This is a genomic window from Stenotrophomonas sp. FR012 (assembly GCF_047520565.2).
Taxonomy (GTDB): domain Bacteria; phylum Pseudomonadota; class Gammaproteobacteria; order Xanthomonadales; family Xanthomonadaceae; genus Stenotrophomonas; species Stenotrophomonas sepilia.
In genome coordinates, this window is sequence record NZ_JAXBQL020000002.1 from 444,790 (window position 1) to 463,215 (window position 18,426).

Annotated in this window: 19 protein-coding genes; 15 read left to right on the forward strand and 4 right to left on the reverse strand. The window is 66.4% G+C overall.

Annotated features, from left to right (window positions below; all coding sequences use genetic code 11):
- Positions 1-3: 3 nt before the first annotated feature.
- Positions 4-1,776, forward strand: coding sequence for an EAL domain-containing protein (locus ACM0O9_RS06190; protein WP_065196741.1), 1,773 nt, complete (start codon positions 4-6; stop codon positions 1,774-1,776).
- Between the two features lie 93 nt (positions 1,777-1,869).
- On the opposite strand, the gene ACM0O9_RS06195 is transcribed toward ACM0O9_RS06190, so the two are convergent.
- The 4 genes from ACM0O9_RS06195 to flgA all read right to left on the reverse strand — a co-directional run bounded on the left by ACM0O9_RS06195 (position 1,870) and on the right by flgA (position 4,554).
- Positions 1,870-3,090 carry an ATP-binding protein gene (locus ACM0O9_RS06195; RefSeq protein ID WP_053496680.1) on the reverse strand — a complete coding sequence of 407 codons (1,221 nt, stop codon included), beginning with the start codon at positions 3,088-3,090 and terminating at the stop codon, positions 1,870-1,872.
- Positions 3,091-3,181: 91 nt separating this feature from the next.
- Positions 3,182-3,520: a FlgN family protein gene (locus tag ACM0O9_RS06200; protein WP_014037132.1), complete on the reverse strand. Its 339-nt coding sequence runs from the start codon at positions 3,518-3,520 to the stop codon at positions 3,182-3,184.
- Complete coding sequence (gene flgM / locus ACM0O9_RS06205; protein ID WP_005409579.1) at positions 3,517-3,822, reverse strand: flagellar biosynthesis anti-sigma factor FlgM; 306 nt, start codon at positions 3,820-3,822, stop codon at positions 3,517-3,519. The genes ACM0O9_RS06200 and flgM overlap by 4 nt, the downstream gene beginning before the upstream one ends.
- 75 nt (positions 3,823-3,897) lie before the next feature.
- A complete protein-coding gene (gene flgA / locus ACM0O9_RS06210) occupies positions 3,898-4,554 on the reverse strand; it encodes a flagellar basal body P-ring formation chaperone FlgA (protein ID WP_005416463.1) in 657 nt (218 codons plus the stop codon).
- Between the two features lie 231 nt (positions 4,555-4,785).
- Between flgA and ACM0O9_RS06215 the strand changes: the two genes are divergently transcribed.
- From ACM0O9_RS06215 to ACM0O9_RS06280, 14 genes are all read left to right on the forward strand, one after another.
- Positions 4,786-5,730 (forward strand): chemotaxis protein, encoded by a 945-nt coding sequence (locus ACM0O9_RS06215; protein ID WP_005416462.1) that lies wholly within the window; start codon positions 4,786-4,788, stop codon positions 5,728-5,730.
- 138 nt (positions 5,731-5,868) lie between these two features.
- Positions 5,869-6,264, forward strand: a complete 396-nt coding sequence (flgB, locus tag ACM0O9_RS06220; protein ID WP_005409576.1) for a flagellar basal body rod protein FlgB — start codon at positions 5,869-5,871, stop codon at positions 6,262-6,264.
- 3 nt (positions 6,265-6,267) lie between these two features.
- Positions 6,268-6,675 (forward strand): flagellar basal body rod protein FlgC, encoded by a 408-nt coding sequence (gene flgC, locus ACM0O9_RS06225; RefSeq protein ID WP_005416461.1) that lies wholly within the window; start codon positions 6,268-6,270, stop codon positions 6,673-6,675.
- Between the two features lie 23 nt (positions 6,676-6,698).
- Positions 6,699-7,382, forward strand: coding sequence for a flagellar hook assembly protein FlgD (locus tag ACM0O9_RS06230; RefSeq protein WP_005416460.1), 684 nt, complete (start codon positions 6,699-6,701; stop codon positions 7,380-7,382).
- A gap of 32 nt (positions 7,383-7,414) precedes the next feature.
- Positions 7,415-8,638 carry a flagellar hook protein FlgE gene (flgE, locus tag ACM0O9_RS06235; RefSeq protein WP_005416459.1) on the forward strand — a complete coding sequence of 408 codons (1,224 nt, stop codon included), beginning with the start codon at positions 7,415-7,417 and terminating at the stop codon, positions 8,636-8,638.
- Positions 8,639-8,670: 32 nt separating this feature from the next.
- Positions 8,671-9,420, forward strand: a complete 750-nt coding sequence (locus ACM0O9_RS06240) for a flagellar basal body rod protein FlgF (protein WP_049412405.1) — start codon at positions 8,671-8,673, stop codon at positions 9,418-9,420.
- Positions 9,421-9,523: 103 nt separating this feature from the next.
- On the forward strand, positions 9,524-10,309 hold the full coding sequence (gene flgG, locus ACM0O9_RS06245; RefSeq protein ID WP_005416457.1) for a flagellar basal-body rod protein FlgG: 786 nt from the start codon (positions 9,524-9,526) through the stop codon (positions 10,307-10,309).
- A 22-nt stretch (positions 10,310-10,331) separates the two neighbouring features.
- A complete protein-coding gene (gene flgH, locus ACM0O9_RS06250; protein ID WP_005416456.1) occupies positions 10,332-11,024 on the forward strand; it encodes a flagellar basal body L-ring protein FlgH in 693 nt (230 codons plus the stop codon).
- A gap of 2 nt (positions 11,025-11,026) precedes the next feature.
- Positions 11,027-12,169 (forward strand): flagellar basal body P-ring protein FlgI, encoded by a 1,143-nt coding sequence (locus tag ACM0O9_RS06255; protein WP_032954158.1) that lies wholly within the window; start codon positions 11,027-11,029, stop codon positions 12,167-12,169.
- A gap of 1 nt (position 12,170) precedes the next feature.
- Positions 12,171-13,370 carry a flagellar assembly peptidoglycan hydrolase FlgJ gene (gene flgJ, locus ACM0O9_RS06260; protein WP_005416454.1) on the forward strand — a complete coding sequence of 400 codons (1,200 nt, stop codon included), beginning with the start codon at positions 12,171-12,173 and terminating at the stop codon, positions 13,368-13,370.
- 8 nt (positions 13,371-13,378) lie between these two features.
- Positions 13,379-15,259: a flagellar hook-associated protein FlgK gene (gene flgK / locus ACM0O9_RS06265; RefSeq protein ID WP_139727062.1), complete on the forward strand. Its 1,881-nt coding sequence runs from the start codon at positions 13,379-13,381 to the stop codon at positions 15,257-15,259.
- The gene (flgL, locus tag ACM0O9_RS06270; protein WP_005416452.1) at positions 15,256-16,458 is read left to right on the forward strand and encodes a flagellar hook-associated protein FlgL; all 1,203 of its coding nucleotides are present in this window, start codon (positions 15,256-15,258) and stop codon (positions 16,456-16,458) included. The genes flgK and flgL overlap by 4 nt, the downstream gene beginning before the upstream one ends.
- A gap of 399 nt (positions 16,459-16,857) precedes the next feature.
- Positions 16,858-18,075, forward strand: a complete 1,218-nt coding sequence (locus tag ACM0O9_RS06275; RefSeq protein WP_005416451.1) for a flagellin — start codon at positions 16,858-16,860, stop codon at positions 18,073-18,075.
- A 72-nt stretch (positions 18,076-18,147) separates the two neighbouring features.
- The coding region (locus ACM0O9_RS06280; protein WP_495495880.1) for a flagellin N-terminal helical domain-containing protein at positions 18,148-18,426 on the forward strand (279 nt) is incomplete at its 3' end.

Here is an 18,426-nt window from a genome sequence, read left to right on the forward strand (position 1 = left end):
ACCATGTGGAATCCCAACCTGCCCCCGGTCAGCATCGATGACGCTCCCGACCGCCTTGGCGCCGGCAACCCCGAGCTGCAGGCAATGGTTGCCGAGGCAGCCTCAGGCGGCATCGCACTGATGCTGATGCACGTGGACATCGACCATTTCGCATCGGTCAATGAAAACATGAGTGCCGAAGTGGGCGACCAGGCGCTGGTGCTGGTGGCACAGCGCCTGCAGTCCTACCTGCGCGGGCGCGGCAAGTTGTGGCGACATGGCAGCGACGAGTTCCTGATCGCGGTGCCGCGCACCGCCGATCTGCCGTTGCCGGAGGATTTCGCCGAGGAGATCCGCCAACAGATGGAGCTGCCGTTGTCGGTGCTGCCGTACACGTTGTTCATGACCGGCAAGCTGGGCGTGAGCCTGTGCCCGGAACATGCCAGCAGCACCTCGCGCCTGCTCGACCATGCCGAGGATGCGCTGTACCAGGCCGCCCGCGAAGGCGGCAATGCCGTGCGCATCCATGCGGTGGACACCCCGCCAAGCGCGCACAGCGAGAGCATCATCGCGCGCCAGATCGTCGATGCCATTCCCAATGGCGAGCTGAAGCTGCGCTACCAGCCACTGGTAAGCGCGCGCGACGGCCACGTGGTGGGCATGGAAGCGCTGCTGCGTTGGCAGTCGCCGACCCTGGGCATGCTGGTGCCGGAGCGCTTCATGCGCACCGCCGAACGCCTGGGGATCATCGTGCAGATCGGCACCTGGGTGCTGGAAGGCGCCTTGAAGCAGGCGCGGCTGTGGCGCGACCAGGGCTTCGATGACTTCACCATCGCAGTGAACGTGTCCACCCTGCAGCTGCTGCGGCCGAACTTCTTCGCCGAAGTGATGTCACTGCTGCAGGCGGCGGGCGTACCGGCGCACATGCTGACGCTGGAGATCAACGAGAGTGCGCTGACCAACAACGTCAATTTCGTCCACGAAACGCTGGCCAACCTGCGCAATGAAGGCATCAGCCTGAGCCTGGACAACTTCGGTACCGGCGACTCCAGCCTCAGCGCGCTGGTGCGCTACCCGGTGGACAAGCTGAAGATCGACCGCAGTTTCATCAAGAGCGCGCCGGCCGGCAATCGTGAAGCGGCCATCGCCCGCGCGATCATCGCCATGGGCCACCAGCTGGGCATGACCGTGATCGCCAACGGCGTGGAATCGCAGGCGCAGCTGGGCTTCCTGCGCCGCAACGACTGCGACGTGTTCCAGGGCTACCTGTTCGGCGAACCGATGTCGGCCGATGCCGCCGGCATGACCCTGCGCCGCCGCTACCTGCGCCCGGAAGCCTTCGCCGAGACGCGCCCGGACCGGACGCTGCTGCTGCTGGATGATGAGGAAAACGTGCTGCGCTCACTGGTGCGCCTGTTCCGCCGCGACGGCTACCGCATCCTGGCCGCCGGCAACGTGCGCGATGCGTTCGACCTGCTGGCGATCAACGACGTGCAGGTGATCCTGTCCGACCAGCGAATGAGCGACATGAGCGGCACCGAGTTCCTGGGCCGGGTGAAGATGCTGTACCCGGATACGATCCGCCTGGTGCTGTCGGGCTACACCGATCTGAACACGGTGACCGATGCGATCAACCGCGGCGCGATCTATCGCTTCCTGACCAAGCCGTGGAACGACGACGAGCTGCGCAAGCACATCCACCAGGCGTTCCGCACGTACGAGGAACAGCGCCGCAGCAATGCCGGCCCGGCGCCGGTGGAGAGCGGAGATGGCGGCGAGGAGCGCCCATTGCGGTAACCATCCCCTCTGGTAGAGCCGGCCGCTGGCCGGCTGCTCTGGAAATCGGGTTCAATGAGGTTGCCGGCCAGCGGCCGGCACTGCCAGAAGCGGTCAGCGCGGCTGCTTGACCGGCAGCACCACGCGGAAGCGCGAGCCCACGCCGGGCGTGCTGTCCAGGTCGATGCGGCCGTGGTGCTTGTTGATGATGCTGTAGGAGATCGACAGGCCCAGGCCGGTGCCACTGCCCACCGGCTTGGTGGTGAAGAACGGATCGAAGATGCGCTGGCGCAGTTCCGGCGAGATGCCACCGCCGGTATCTTCGAACTCGACCCAAACGTGATCGCCATCAACGCCGGTACGCACCGTGATCGTGCCGCGCTCGGCGATGGCATGGCCGGCGTTGAGCAGCAGGTTCATGTAGACCTGGTTCAACTCCGATGGCAGGCACTCCACCAGGGGCAACTGGCCGAACTCGCGCACCAGGGTGACCTTGTACTTGAGTTCGTTCCAGATGATGTTGATGGTCGATTCCAGGCCCGCGTGCAGGTCGACCAGCTTCCACGACTCGTCGCGGCCGGAATACGAGAAATCCTTCAGGTCGCGCACGATGCGGGTGACCCGCTCGATGCCTTCGCGCGATTCCGCCATCAGCTGCGGCAGGTCGCGGCTGATGAAATCGATATCCAGACGGTCACGGATATCATCGATTTCCGGAATCAGCGCTTTCGGGTCCGGTGCGCGCAGGGCGCGCTCGTAGGCTTCGATCACGGTGAACAGGCTGCGCAGGTATTCCTGCAGGCTGCCCAGGTTGGAGTGCACGTAACCGATCGGGTTGTTGATCTCGTGCGCGACGCCGGCGGCCAGCTGGCCGATCGACGCCATCTTCTCCGACTGCAGCAGCTTTTCCTGGGTGCCATTGAGGCGCAGGTAGGCCTGGCGCAGTTCGGCATGGCGCTGCTGCAGCTCGCGTTCGTAGTCTTCCTGCCCTTCGATGTGGCGGAACAGGGCGAGGAAATGCCCCTGGCCGACCGGACCATGGTGGTACAGATGGGCGATGACCACGCCCTCGCCCAGCGGCAGGCTGCCATTCCAGTGACCATGCTGGCGAGCCTGTTCCAGCGCATCGGGCGGCAGCAGTTCGCGCAGGCGCTGCGGCGGCGGCAACCCGCCGTCCTCGCCACTGGCCAGCAGGTTCTGTGCGGCCGGATTGGCCAGGGCCACCCGCCCGTCATCGGTGAACAGCAGCAGGCCTTCGCGCAGGCGCTCAAGCAGGGCCTGCAGCACCGGCTGCGGCGGAAGGGGGGCGGTAACCAGGGCGTTGGCAGCGGACACGGCGACTCGGGACGTTCGAACAGGCGCCCAATATACGCGGTCATGCAGCGGGCTTCAGCCCGCCGGGAGGGGTTATGCGACCGCCGTCGCCTCAGGCGACGGCGAGGGGCCGGCCGATGCTGACCGTGTGCGACTGGCCCTTGGCATCGTAGGCCGAGGCGTCTTCGGTGCGGCCGAGCTGGCGCAGCGCCCAGTTCACCTCGCGGCGGCGGCGCGACAGCAGCACGCCGTTGGCCCGGTTGCGCTCGGCCAGTTCCTGCAGCTGTTCGCCCTCGCCCACCGGTGGCGCGCCTTCCAGCGCACGCAACGCTTCCAGCTTGGCGCCGGTAGCCCGGATCAGGGCGTGCACGTCGTGCTCGACCAGGGCCTGGCGTTCAACGTCCAGGGCCTGGGCAAGACGCTGCAGCGGCTCGCTCATCGCCGCAGTCATCCGTGCAGCTGCTGGTCCAGATCGAGCATGCGCGATGCGATCGCGTCCGGATTGATCTTGTAGGTGCCGTTCTGCAGCGACTCGCGCACGGCGGCCACGCGCTGGGCGTCGATCGCCGGGGCGGTGGTCAGCTCGCGCTCGATGGCCTGCAGATTGGTGGCCTCGCCGGTCAGGCGCAGGCTGTCGGCCGCCTCGACCGGGCGCGCCGCCGCATCGGTGCTGACACCGGGCTTGTTGGCCGGGGTCGTCACGCTGCGCAGTGCCTGGGGGACCTGCAGGTTGCCGTCGATTTTCTGGCTCATGGGGTGTCCTGGAGTTGCCGTTCACAAGGGATAACGGCCGCAGGGCCGTGATCTTTAGGGATATTTTGCGGTAATTCAACGCGCCACGATTACGTCACCTGCGGCATCGACCGTGCCTTGCACGATCCGCCGCGAGGACAGGTTCTCGACCGAGACCCGTTCGTTCTCACCGGCATCACCCATCGCACGGCCGGCAATGCGGACCTCGACCGAGCCGCGACGCGACACCAGGGCCACATTGTCTCCTCGCTTGATGAGACGCTGCACCACCAGATCGTTGTTCGACAGCAGGGCTCCGGCCTGCAACGGGCGGCGGGCGACGCGGCCGATCGCTGCATTGGGATCGGACAGCACCGCGCCGGCAATCCGGGCAGCGTCACGCTGGGCAGTGGTGATATCGGCGGCAGTGAGGGTTTCTCCAGTGCCGATTCCGCGGTTGAGCACCAGTACGGTCTGGTTGCGCCGCACCTTTACCGGCACGAACAGGCGCCAGCCGCCCGCATCCGGACAGCTGACTTCCACCGTGGTGTTGGCGGTGGGCTGCACCTGTAACGCCCCCCCGCACTTCGGCAGGCGCAGCGCATCGGCCACCTGGGCCTCGCCCTCGCTGCCCGCCGGCAGCGTCGACAAGGCCGCCGCGCGGATGCTTGCCACCGGCTGCCAGTCGGCGGCAGCCGCCCACGGCGAGGCCACGGCCAGCGCGATGGCGAATAGAGATGTGACCCGGCACATGGCGCCTCCTTCAATCGGCAAGAGCTGGCCCAGGTGCGTGCAAGGGGTGTGCCAGAGGGGCACTTGTAGAGTCAGGCCATGCTCGACCGCTTTGCGCCCAACAGCCAGCCGAGCATCGCTCGACGCTACAAGAGCCCCGGTCGAACATGGGGCGACGCCACAATTGCGGTGCGGAGCGCGCAGTGGCAGAGCGCCCTCAAGTTTGGCGCCCAACGCGCCGATACAGCAGCCATGTCCCATGACCTGCTCAACCGGATCGACCAGCGGACCCGCCTGGCCGGCCACAACCGCCTGGCGCTGCTGCTGTTCCGTCTCGGCGGACGTCAGCTTTTTGGCGTCAATGTCTTCAAGGTGCAGGAAGTCCTGCGGCGCCCGGAGCTGTTCCAGGTACCCGGCCTGCCCAGCCAGTTCGCCGGCGTGGCCGACGTGCGCGGCCGCTCGGTGCCGGTGCTGGACCTGGGCCTGGCCATCGGCCACCCCGAACGTGAGCCCGATGCCGATACCTCGCCGGGTTACCTGGTCGTCACCGAATTCAACCGCTCGATCCAGGGGTTCCTGGTCAGCGGCGTCGAACGCATCGTCAACATCGCGGTGGAAGACATCCACCCGCCGCCGGAGCTTGGCGCCGAGTCGAGCTACCTGACCGCGGTAACCCGCTTCCAGGGTGAGCTGATCCAGGTGATCGACGTTGAAAGCGTGCTGGCCGATATCGCCCAGGTCCGCGGTGACGCCGTACTCGATCCGGCGATGGCAATGCCCGCCGATGGCCCCCAGCTGCAGGTGCTGGTGGTGGACGACTCGCGCGTGGCCCGCCAGCAGATCCGCAGCGTGCTGGATCAGTTGGGCGTGGGTGCCACCCTGCTTTCCGACGGCAAGCAGGCTCTCGACCACCTCTTGCAGATCCAAGCCTCGGGCGAAAACCCCGCCGAACGCTATGCCATGGTCATCTCCGACATCGAGATGCCGGCCATGGATGGGTACACGCTGACGACGGAAATCCGGCGCCACCCGGGCCTGGCCGGCCTCTACGTGCTGCTGCACACCTCGCTGTCGGGTGTCTTCAACAACGCCATGGTCGAGCGTGTCGGCGCCAACGCCTTCGTCGCCAAGTACTCGCCGCACGAGCTGGCTGACTTCGTGCTGGACCGCCTGCGCAAGGTGGCGATGGCGGCCTGACGGCCACTGATCCGGTAGTGCCGGCCAGCGGCCGGCACTCGCAGATCCATCGGGGAGCCGGCCAGCGGCCGGCACTACCCTCTCGAATTTGGCACACCCCTTGCAGCTTCCCGGGCAACGTTCCCGTGGGAGTGCACCGTGCGCAACCTGATTACCGACTACCTGGGCGTCCACGCCCAGGCCATGCCGTTGCGCGAACAGCGGATGAAGCTGATCGCCAGCAACCTCGGCAATGCCGACACGCCCGGCTACAAGGCCCAGGACCTGGACTTCGATGCCGCCCTGCGCCATGCCCAGGGGCAGGATGCCAACGGCCTGATGGCCACCACCCATGAGCAGCACTACGAAATCAGTAGTGGCCTGAACCCGTTCCAGATCGCGCGCGAGGGCGTGCAGCCCAGCCTGGACGGCAACACCGTCGATCCCGATGCCGAGCGTGCCGCCTATGGCCGAGCCGCGCTCGAGTACCGCGCCTCGCTCAGCTTCGTCGAGAGCAAGGTGCGTTCCATGCTGACCGCGATCACGGGGCAATAAGCCATGAGCAACCTGCCGATCTTCGATATCGCCGGCTCCGCGCTGCAGGCCCAGTCGGTGCGCATGAGCACCATCGCCTCCAACCTCTCCAATGCCGACACCGTCGCCGGTTCTGCCGACGCCGTGTACAAGCCGCTGGAGCCGATCTTCCAGGCCGTCACCAGCAAGAACGATCCCAACATCACCTCGGTGAAGGTGAAGGAGATCACCCAGAGCGAGGCGGCGCCGATCAAGCGCTACGAGCCGGGCCACCCGCTGGCAGACGCCGATGGCTACATCTACCAGCCCGACGTCGATCCGGTGGCGCAGATGGTCAACCTGATCTCGACCTCGCGCAATTACCAGGCCGGCGTGGAGATGTTGACCACCGCCAAGGAACTGGCCCTGGCCACCTTGACCATGGGCCGCTGAGGCCCGCAGCACCGGATACCGCCATGACCACCGCCGTCAACAACCAGACCAGCCAGGACGTCTATTCCGCGCTGGGCCTGAACGCCCCCAACAGCAACGCCACGAAAAAGAAGAATACGCTCGACCAGGCCGACTTCCTGCGCCTGATGACCGAGCAGCTGCAGCACCAGGATCCGCTGAAGCCGATGGACAACACGCAGATGGTCGCGCAGATGGCGCAGATGTCCACCGTGCAGGGCATCACCGATCTGAACAAGACGGTGAAGGGCTTCCAGGAATCGATGGCCAGCGACCAGGTGCTGCGTGGCGCGGCGCTGGTCGGCCACCAGGTGCTGGTGCCATCGGAAAAGCTGGTGCTGGAGAAGGAAGGCAGCGTCGAGGGCACGGTGGCCGCGCCGTCGGCCGGCATCATCACCGTGGATATCACCGATGCCACCGGCGCCAAGGTCACCTCGCTGAGCGTGGAAGCCAAGGCAGCAGGCGAAACCGCCTTCCAGTGGGACGGCAAGGACGCCAACGGCAAGCGCATGGAGCCGGGCAAGTATTCCATCGTTGCCAACCATGTCGATACCGCCGGCAAGAGCACCAAGCTGTCCACCTATGTGCAGGCGCCGGTGGAAAGCGTGACCGTCGGATCCGACGGCCTGTACCTGAACCTCAAGGGCCTGGGCACGGCCCCGATCGACTACGTGCTCCGCGTCAGCTGAGCCGCACATCCCGCATCAACCAGGAGCATCCCATGGGCTTCAATGTCTCGCTGTCCGGCATCAATGCTGCCAACACCGACCTGAGCGTCACCGCCAACAACGTCGCCAACGTCAACACCACCGGCTTCAAGCAGTCGCGCGCCGAGTTCGCCGATCTGTTCGCCTCCACCAGCTATGGCCTGTCGAAGAACCAGACCGGCTCGGGCGTGCGCGTCTCCAACGTCGCCCAGCAGTTCATCCAGGGCCACAACGAGCAGACCGGGCGCAGCCTGGACATGGCCATTTCCGGTGAGGGCTTCTTCACCATGAACATGAACGGTTCGCGTGTGTACTCGCGTGCCGGCAACTTCCAGACCGATTCGGCCGGCTATGTGGTCAATCCGCAGGGCGCGCGCCTGCAGGTGTTCGCGCCGAATGCCGATGGCACCAACTTCGATGCCGGCCGCCTGGTCGACCTGCAGCTGTTGACCACCGACAGCCCGCCGAAGCAGACCAGCGAAGTGAAGGTGGGCTTCACCCTGCCGGCCAACGCCAAGCAGCCGACCGTGGCCACGTTCGACCCGACCGACTCCAACAGCTACAACCACTCCAGCGGCGGCATCACCGTGTACGACTCGCTGGGCGTGAGCCACATCCAGGTCTCGTACTTCGTGAAGGGCGCCAACCCCAACGAATGGACCGTGCACAACTATGTCGATGGCCAGCCCGCTGGCACCCCGACCGCGGTCACCTTCGACAACAGCGGCAAGCTGACCGCCCCGGCCAACGGCAAGGTTGGCCTCGGCACCTTCACCCCGACCACGGGCGCTGGCCAGCTGAACATGACGCTGGACATCAGCGGTTCGACCCAGTACGGCGAGAAGTTCGCCCTGCGCAACACCCAGCAGGACGGCTATGCCGCCGGCAAGCTCAACGAGATCACTGTGTCCGAGTCGGGCGTGGTCTATGCGCGCTACTCCAACGGCGACGACAAGCCGCTGGGCCAGGTCGCACTGACCACCTTCAACAACACCCAGGGACTGGAATCGAAGGGCAACAACCTGTGGGTGGAGACCTTCGAGTCAGGCACGCCGCGCACCGGAATGCCGGACACCTCCAATCTCGGCAAGATCCAGGCCGGCTCGCTGGAAGCGTCCACCGTCGATCTCACCGAGCAGCTGGTCAACATGATCACCGCGCAGCGCAACTTCCAGGCCAACGCGCAGATGATCACCACGCAGGACCAGATCACCCAGACCGTCATCAACATCCGTTGATGAGCTGCTGACCCTGTCACGGAACTCCCCCCATGGATAAAGCCCTTTACGTGGCGATGACCGGTGCCCGCGCCTCCCTGCAGGCGCAGGGAACGCTCAGCCACAACCTCGCCAACTCGGACACTCCTGGCTTCAAGGAAGCGCTGGCCAACACCGAAGCCTTCCCGATCAAGGGTCCGGGCTTTGCCTCGCGGGTGGATGCGCTGCACGTCGACGCCGGCTTCAACCGCCGGCCCGGCGCGCAGCACATCACCGGCAAACCGCTGGACCTTGCACTGCAGAGCGGCACCTGGCTGGCGGTGCAGGCGAGCGATGGCAGCGAAGCGTATACGCGTGGCGCAGCCCTGTCGGTGACGCCGAACGGCCAGCTGGTGACCTCTGGCGGCCGCACGGTGCTGGATGACAACAACAACCCGATCGCCATTCCGCCCTACCAGGCGATGGAGATCGGCGCCGACGGCACGATCTCGATCATCCCGCAGGGCGAAGGCCCGCAGACGATGGCGCAGATCGGCCGGATCAAGGTGGTGCAGGCGCCGGACGAGCGCCTCGAGCGCGGCCTGGATGGCCTGTTCCGCAACACCGACCCGCGCCAGCCGTTCGCACCGGCACAGGGCACTGCCGTGCACAGCGGGCAACTGGAGGGCAGCAACGTCGATGCCGCCGGTGCGCTGGTGCAGATGATCCAGCTGCAGCGCCAGTACGAAATGCAGGTTCAGGTGATCAAGCACGGCGACGACAACGCGCGCAGCGCCAACAGCCTGCTCCGCCTGGGCAGCTGACGGATTTCCGGCGCCGCCCGGGCGCGGCGCTGGCACACCGCTTGCACACCCGCTACCAAGGGCCGCATTGCGCGGCCGGCTTCACCCAGACAGGACTCCGAAGATGAACCAGGCATTGTGGATCGCGAAAACCGGACTGGATGCGCAGCAGATGCGCATGTCGGTGGTTTCCAACAACCTCGCCAACACCAACACCACCGGCTTCAAGCAGGACCGCGCCAGCTTCGAGGACCTGCTGTACCAGCAGGTGCGCCAGCCGGGCGGCTCTTCGTCGGCGCAGACGCAGCTGCCGACCGGCCTGCAGCTGGGTACCGGCGTGCGCGTGGTCGCCACCGCCAAGAACTTCGAGCAGGGTGGCCAGCAGCAGACCGGCCGCGCACTGGACGTGATGGTCAACGGACGCGGCTTCTTCGAAGTGCAGATGCCCGACGGCAGCTCGGCCTACACCCGTGATGGCTCGTTCAAGATCAACCAGGACAGCGAGCTGGTTACCAACAGCGGCTACCCGGTGCAGCCGGGCATCCAGATTCCCGAGGGCGCGCAGTCGGTCACCATCGGCAGCGACGGCACCATCAGCGTGAAGATGGCCGACAACGCCGCCTCGGTGGAAGTCGGTGCGCTGACCCTGACCGACTTCGTCAATCCGGCCGGCCTGCAGGCGCGTGGCGAGAACCTGTTCCTGGAGACCACGGCCTCGGGCCCGGCACAGAACGGCAATCCCGGCCTGAACGGCCTCGGCACCGTGGTGCAGGGTGCGCTGGAAGGCAGCAACGTCAATGTGGTGGAAGAGCTGGTGTCGATGATCGAAACCCAGCGCGCCTACGAAATGAATGCCAAGGCGATCTCCACCACCGACTCGATGCTCGGCTATCTCAACAACAAGATCTGACCGGCCCAACCGGGAAACCGCCATGTCGCCCATTTCCAACCTCGCCCGTACTGCCCTCGCCTGCACCGTGGTCGCCCTGCTCGGTGGCTGCGTGATCGCGGGCGACGTGCGCCCCTATCCGGCGATGGCACCGATCCAGCCGATCATGCCGCCGCAGGCCGCGCCCACCGCCGGTGCGATCTACGCCGCTGGCCCGACCCTGCAGCTGTATTCGGACCGCCGCGCACGCGATGTCGGCGACCTGCTGACGATCACCCTGCTGGAAAACACCACCGCGCAGACCAGCGCCAACACAGCCACCAACAAGGAATCCAACCTGAGCCTGGGCACGCCGTCCATCCTTGGTGCGCCGGTCACCCTGGGCGGCAAGGACATCCTCAGTGCGACGGCCAAGGGCGCGCGTGACTTCACCGGCAAGGGCAACAGCGCGCAGAGCAACCGCCTGCAGGGCAGCGTCACGGTCACGGTGATCCAGCGCCTGCCCAACGGCAACCTGGTGGTGCAGGGGCAGAAGAACCTGCGGCTGAACCAGGGCGATGAACTGGTGCAGGTGCAGGGCATCGTGCGCCCGGGCGACATCAGCCAGGACAACACCATTCCGTCCAGCCGCGTGGCCGAGGCCCGCATCGTCTACGGCGGCCGCGGCCCGGTCGCGCAGTCCAACGCGATGGGCTGGCTGAGCCGCTTCTTCAATTCCGGCCTGACGCCGTTCTGAGTATGGCCATGAAAGCTCTCTTCTCTTCTACGTGGCAGCGACGCATGGCGTCGCTCTACGGATCATTCTTCCTTCTGCTGGCAATGGCTGCGCCTGCCAGCGCCGAGCGCATCAAGGACCTGGCCCAGGTCGGCGGCGTGCGCGGCAATGCGCTGGTGGGCTATGGCCTGGTGGTCGGCCTGGATGGCAGCGGCGACCGTACCAGCCAGGCACCCTTTACAGTGCAGAGCCTGAAAAACCTGCTTGGCGAGCTGGGCGTGAACGTGCCGCCGAACGTCAATCCGCAGCTGAAGAACGTGGCCGCCGTGGCGATCCACGCCGAACTGCCGCCGTTCGCCAAGCCGGGCCAGCCGATCGACATCACGGTGTCTTCGATCGGCAACGCGGTGTCGCTGCGCGGCGGCTCGCTGCTGATGGCCCCGCTGCGCGGCGCCGATGGCCAGATCTATGCCATCGCCCAGGGCAATCTGATCGTGGGTGGCTTTGGCGCGCAGGGCAAGGACGGCTCCCGTGTCTCGGTGAACGTGCCCAGCGTCGGCCGTATTCCCAACGGCGCCACCGTGGAGCGTGCCCTGCCCGATCCGCTGGCCAACGGCGGCGACATCACCCTGAACCTGCACAACAACGATTTCACCACGGTCTCGCGCATGGTCGCCGCGCTGAACAACGCATTCGGCGAAGGCGCGGCGCGCGCGATCGATGGCGTGACCGTCGCCGTCACCGCACCGACCGATCCGGGCGCACGCATCGGCCTGCTGGCGCGCATCGAGAACCTGGAACTGACCCCGGGCAGCGCCCCGGCCAAGGTGGTGGTCAATTCACGCACCGGCACCGTGGTCATCGGCCAGCAGGTGCGCGTGGGGCCGGCCGCGATATCGCATGGTTCGCTGACCGTGACCATCCAGGAAAACACCAACGTCAGCCAGCCCAATGCGCTGTCGGGCGGCCGTACCGTTGCCAGCCCGCAGTCCACCATCACCGCCACCAACGACGGCAGCCGCATGTTCAAGTTCAGCGGCGGCACCACCCTGGACGAGATCGTGCATGCGGTGAACGCCGTAGGCGCGGCACCGGGCGACCTGATCGCGATCCTGGAAGCCCTGAAGCAGGCCGGCGCACTGAGTGCCGAGCTTGAGGTGATCTGACATGCGCATCAATCCCGCATTCGACCTGCACCCGGCGCAGCAGAACGATCCGGCGAAGATCGACAAGGTCGCTCGCCAGCTGGAAGGCCAGTTCGCACAGATGCTGGTCAAGAGCATGCGCGATGCCAGCTTCGGCGACTCGCTGTTTCCCGGCGAGAACAAGATGTTCCGCGACATGTACGACCAGAAGATTGCCGAGGCGATGACCCGCGGCAAGGGCCTGGGCCTGTCCGGCATGATCACCCGCCAGCTGTCCGGCCAGGCCGCCGAAGGTCCGGCACTGGATACCCGCGTGGATCCGGCCAAGGCCAGCCGCGCTTACCAGCTCAACGCGCCGGCCAGGCCGGCACCGTCGCTGCCCCTGGAAGATGGCAGCCAGGCCGTGCGCATGCTGCAGCAGATGGCCGCAGGCGCGCAGCACGGTGCGCAGGCCGCGCTGGCACCGATGGAGCAGGCACTGGACCTGATCGCCGGCCGTGAGAGCAGCGGCCTGCACCGCTCGCTGGGCACCGAGGATCCGTACATCGGCAGCCTGCAGGGCGAGGACTGGGCCGCCAACAGCGACCAGTGGACGGCGACGGCCAGCAATCGCGGCACGGCCGTGAGCCCGGCCGATGCCCTGGCCACGCGCACCGCGGTCGCCCAGCTCGGCGAGCATACCCCGGAGGGCTTCGTCGCCAGTATCTGGCAGCACGCACAGAGCGCGGCCAGGGAACTGGGCGTGGATGCCCGCGCCCTGGTCGCGCAGGCCGCGCTGGAGACCGGCTGGGGCAAGCGCCACATCAAGCATGCCGATGGCAGCACCTCGCACAACCTGTTCGGCATCAAGGCCACTGGCTGGAACGGCCAGCGCGCCACGGCCGGCACCCATGAATATGTCGATGGCGTGCGCCGCAACGAAACCGCCAGCTTCCGCGCCTACGGTTCAGCGGCCGAGAGCTTTGCCGACTACGTGCGCCTGCTGAAGACCAGCCCGCGCTACCAGCAGGCCCTGCAGGCCGGCACCGACGTGCAGGGCTTCGCCCGTGGCCTCCAGCGCGCCGGTTACGCCACCGATCCGCGCTACGCCGCCAAGATCGCTGCGATCGCCGGCGGCCCGACCATCGAGCGCGCCGTAGCCGCCGTGGCCGACGCCGGCTCGCGCCTTGGCCAGACCTTCGCCAGCACCGCGACCGCGGCGCTGGGTATCACCCGTCGTTGAGGAACACCATGTCCAGCGTACTTTCCACCGGTACCGGTGCCCTGCTCGCCTTCCAGCGAGCGTTGGCGACCACCAGCCACAACGTGGCCAACCTCAATACACCCGGCTACAGCCGGCAGAAGGTCAACTTCGCCACCGCCGATCCACAGAACTATGGCTACGGCACGGTCGGCAACGGCACCCGCATCACCGACATCCGTCGCACGGCCGACCAGCTGGCGATCTCGCGCCTGCTCGACAGCAGCGGTGAGCTGGCGCGCCTGAAGCAGCTTTCGGGCATGGCCGACCGGGTCAACGCCCTGTTCTCCGATGCTGCCACCAACGTGGCCGGCGTCTGGTCGAACTTCTTCGACTCGGTCAGTGGCCTGTCGTCCAACGCGGCCGGCACCGCCGACCGCCAGAACATGCTCGACGGTGGCAAGGCGCTGGCCAACCGATTCGTGCAGCTCAACACGCACCTGAACAATCTCAACAGCGAGGTCAACAACGGCCTGCTGGCCGGTGCGACCGAGGTCAACCGCCTTGCGCAGGAGATCGCGCAGATCAACGGTGCCATCGGCACCAACATTGCCTCGGCTGCACCGGACCTGCTCGACCGCCGCGATCAGCTGATCACCCAGCTGATCGGCTACACCGGTGGCACCGCGGTGATCCAGGACGGCGGCATCATGAATGTCTACACTGCCGGCGGCAACGCGCTGGTGGTGGGTACCACGGCCACCAAGGTCACCACCGTGGCCGATCCTTACCAGCCCGAGCGCCTGCAGTTGGCACTGGAGACCCAGGGCAACACCATCCGTCTCGACCCGAAGGCGGTCGGTGGCCAGATCGGTGGCCTGCTGGAATTCCGCGACACCGTGCTGACGCCTGCGCAGGCCGAACTGGGCAAGCTGGCGGTGGGCCTGGCCGAAAGCTTCAACCAGGTCCACCACCAGGGTGTGGATCTGTATGGCCAGATGGGCGGGGACTTCTTCAACATCGGCAGCCCGCGCGTGACCGGCAACAACAGCAATACCGGAACCGCCAGCCTCAGCGCCACCTATGGCGACCTGGGCAAACTGGACGCGCAGAACGTGGTGCTGCAGTTCGATGGCACCACCTGGAAGGCCAGCCGCGCCGACACCGGCGCCAGCATTCCCCTGACCGGTACCGGCACCGCCGCCGATCCGCTGGTGATCAACGGCGTGAACCTGGTCGTCGGCGGCACCCCGGCGGCCAATGACCGCTTCCTGCTGCAGCCCACCGCCGGCGTGGCCGGCAGCCTGGAGATGGCCATCACCGATCCGTCGCGCATTGCCGCGGCCGCCGCAGTCAAGGGCGCAGCCGCCACCGCCAACACCGGTACCGGCAAACTGAGCGGCGTCACCGTCACCGATTCGGCCAACGCGAACCTGCGCAATCCGTCGGCGATCGTGTTCACCTCGGCGACCACCTACACCATCGACGGTGGCCCGCCCCAGACCTATACGCCTGGCCAGACCATCAGTGCCAACGGCTGGAGCTTCGTACTGGACGGTGCGCCGAAGGTGGGCGATACCTTCAACATCACCCCGACCCCGGCTGGTTCGTCGGACAACAGCAACGCCTCCAGGTTGGTCAAGGTGGAAAGCACGAAGGCCTTCAACGCCGGAACGGTGACACTGAACGGTGCACTGGGTGGCCTGACCACCCAGGTCGGCGCCGCCGCCCGCTCGGCCGAGTACTCGCTCGATGCGCAGCTGGTGATCAATGACAAGGCACAGGAAGCCCGCGACGAGGTCTCCGGCGTGAATCTGGACGAAGAGGCCGCCGACATGCTGCGCCTGCAGCAGGCCTACCAGGCCGCCTCGCAGCTGATCTCCACCGCCGACAGCATGTTCCAGACCATCCTGGGAGCCGTCCGCCGATGAGCAGCCGAATCTCCACCAGCATGATGTTCAACCAGTCGGTGTCGCTGATGATGGCCAAGCAGGCCAAGCTCAGCCACCTGGAGCAGCAGATTGCTACTGGCAGCAAGATCGTCAGCGCCAAGGACGATCCGGTTGCCGCCGGCACTGCAGTCGGCCTTGACCGCAGCCTGGCCGCACTGGACCGCATGAAGCTCAACGCCGGCAATGTGCAGAACCGCCTGGGCGTGCAGGAAAACACCCTGGCGCAGGTCAACGACCTGATGGCGCGCGTCAATGATCTGACCATCCAAGCCAGCAATCCGGCGCTGAGCGCGGCGGACAAGAAGACGCTGATCACCGAAGTCAACCAGATCCGCGATGGCCTGCTTTCGCTGGCCAACGCCGACGATGGTACCGGCCGCTATGTGTTCGGTGGCACCAACGACGGTGACCCGCCGTTTGCCAAGATCAACGGCAAGGTCGTCTATCGCGGCGACCAGACCCAGCGCCAGGTTGAAGTCGGCCCCGATACCTATGTGCGCGACGCCCTGCCCGGCAGCGAGATCTTCATGCGTATTCCCACCGGCGACGGCTTCGTTGACGGCAGCGCCGCGGCCGGCAACACCGGCAACGGCGTGCTGACCAACATCACCCGCGACGGCAGCGACAGCTGGAACGGCCAGGGCTTCAGCGTGCGCTTCACCACCGGCACCCAGTACGAGGTGGTGGATGGTGCGGGCAACGTGACCGGCACCGGCACCTACAAGGCTGGCGACGACCTGGAAGTGAACGGTGTACGCCTGCGCATCACGGGTGCACCCGCAGCGGGCGACAGCTTCAGCGTACAGGCCGCCAGCAGCCGCGACATCTTCGCCACCATGGACAACCTAGTCGCCGCGCTGGGTGCCGACACCGGTACCACCGCGCAGATGACTGCGCAGCAGAATCAGCTGCAGAGCGCACTGCGCGACGTGGCGCGCGCCTCGGAGCGGATGATCGATTCGCGCGCTGCGGGAGGCGCGCAGCTGAAGGCACTGGACAACGCGGCGGACATGCGCGAGGCCAATGGCGTGACCCTGAAAACCACGCTGTCGCAGATGCGCGACCTGGATTACGCCGATGCGCTGAGCCAGTACCAGCTGCAGAGCACCGCACTGCAGGCGGCGCAGACGATCTTCTCGCAGATGCAGTCGATGTCGCTGTTCAACAAGCTGCGCTGACGCCACGCCCGAGTCACTCCCGAAAGGCCGCGATGCCCTGCATCGCGGCCTTTTTGGTTTGCGCGCCTGCCCGCCGCCACGCGGCCCTCTGGCCATCTCCGGCCGATTTTCCGTGATTGCCCATCAAGCCGGGTCGCACCTCGCCGATACCTTCATCAGCGCTGGTCAGGCCCTGCCCGACCGCCCCTCCCGGGGTCGCTTCCATACTGGCAACAGGGCTGAAAACCCCGGGAAAACAGCTTCAGGCAACGAATTCCGGCTTCAGCGGAATTCACGGCTAAAGGTTGTTGACAAAGCGCCGTTATTCATTTGGCAACGGCGAAGCACACAGCCACACAAAAAAACAGGCGGCGCTTCGTTTCATTCACCAACGGGTTCCATATAAGAGGAGACGACCCCATGGCACAGGTAATCAACACCAATACGATGTCGCTCAACGCTCAGCGCAACCTGAGCACCAGCGGCAGCTCGCTCGCTACCACCATCCAGCGCCTCTCGTCCGGCCTGCGCATCAACAGCGCGAAGGACGACGCGGCCGGCCTGGCCATCAGCGAGCGCTTCACCACCCAGATCCGCGGTCTGGACGTGGCCATCCGCAACGCCAACGACGGCATCTCGCTGGCCCAGGTCGCCGAGGGTTCGCTGAACGAAGTCGGCAACAACCTGCAGCGCATCCGCGAACTGGGTGTGCAGGCCTCCAACGCCACCAACTCGGCCAGCGACCGCAAGGCCCTACAGGCGGAAGTGACCCAGCTGGTCTCGGAAATCGATCGTGTGGCCAAGCAGGCCGACTTCAACGGTACCAAGCTGCTGGACGGCAGCTTCACCAGCCAGCTGTTCCAGGTGGGCGCCAACGCCGGCCAGGCCATTGCCATCAACAGCGTGGTCAACGCCAAGGCCGATTCGCTGGGGGCTGCCACCTTCGCCAACGGCTACACCGGCACCGCGCTGGCGGTGGACAAGGCCACGGCCGACACCACCTACTCCGGTCTGCAGGTCTCGGTCACCCCGCCGGGCGGCACCGCCACCACGGTCACCATCAGCGACTTCACCGTGAAGGCCGGCGAGTCGATCACCTCGGCCACCGCTGCGGCGATCAACAACAAGCTGGGTGAAACCGGCGTGGTGGCCTCGGTCAATGCCGGCGTCATCAGCCTGGCTTCGGTCAAGGATGGCCAGACCTTCGCCCTGGGCGTCAGCGCGGCAACCCCGCCGGCCGGCGTCACCGCCGCGACCATCGCCGGCCTGGGCCTGACCGAGACCAGCACCAACGGCGGCACCCTGACCGGTGCAGCAGCCAGCTTCGTCAAGGACCTGAACGTCACCACCGCCGAAGGCGCACAGAAGGCGATGTCGATCGTCGACAAGGCCCTGGAATCGGTCAACAGCGTCCGCGCCGACCTCGGCGCGATCCAGAACCGCTTCACCTCGGTGGTCGCCAACCTGCAGACCTCCTCGGAGAACCTGTCCGCATCGCGCAGCCGCATCCGCGATACCGACTTCGCCAAGGAAACCGCCGAACTGACCCGCACCCAGATCCTGCAGCAGGCCGGTACGGCCATGCTGGCCCAGGCCAACCAGGTACCGCAGAACGTGCTCAGCCTGTTGCAGCGCTGACATGAGCCGCCCCCGGGGCACGTCGGGGGCGTCTGACCCAACTCACGTGCAACCGCTCAAGGACCTCTCCTCATGGCACAAGTCATCAACACCAATACGATGTCGTTGAATGCTCAGCGTAACCTGAGCACCAGCGGCAGCTCGCTGGCTACCACCATCCAGCGCCTGTCCTCCGGTTCGCGCATCAACAGCGCCAAGGACGACGCCGCCGGCCTGGCGATCTCCGAGCGCTTCGGCACGCAGATCCGCGGTACCGACGTCGCCATCCGCAATGCCAACGACGGCATCTCGCTGGCCCAGGTCGCCGAAGGCTCGCTGACCGAGATCGGCAACAACCTGCAGCGCGTCCGC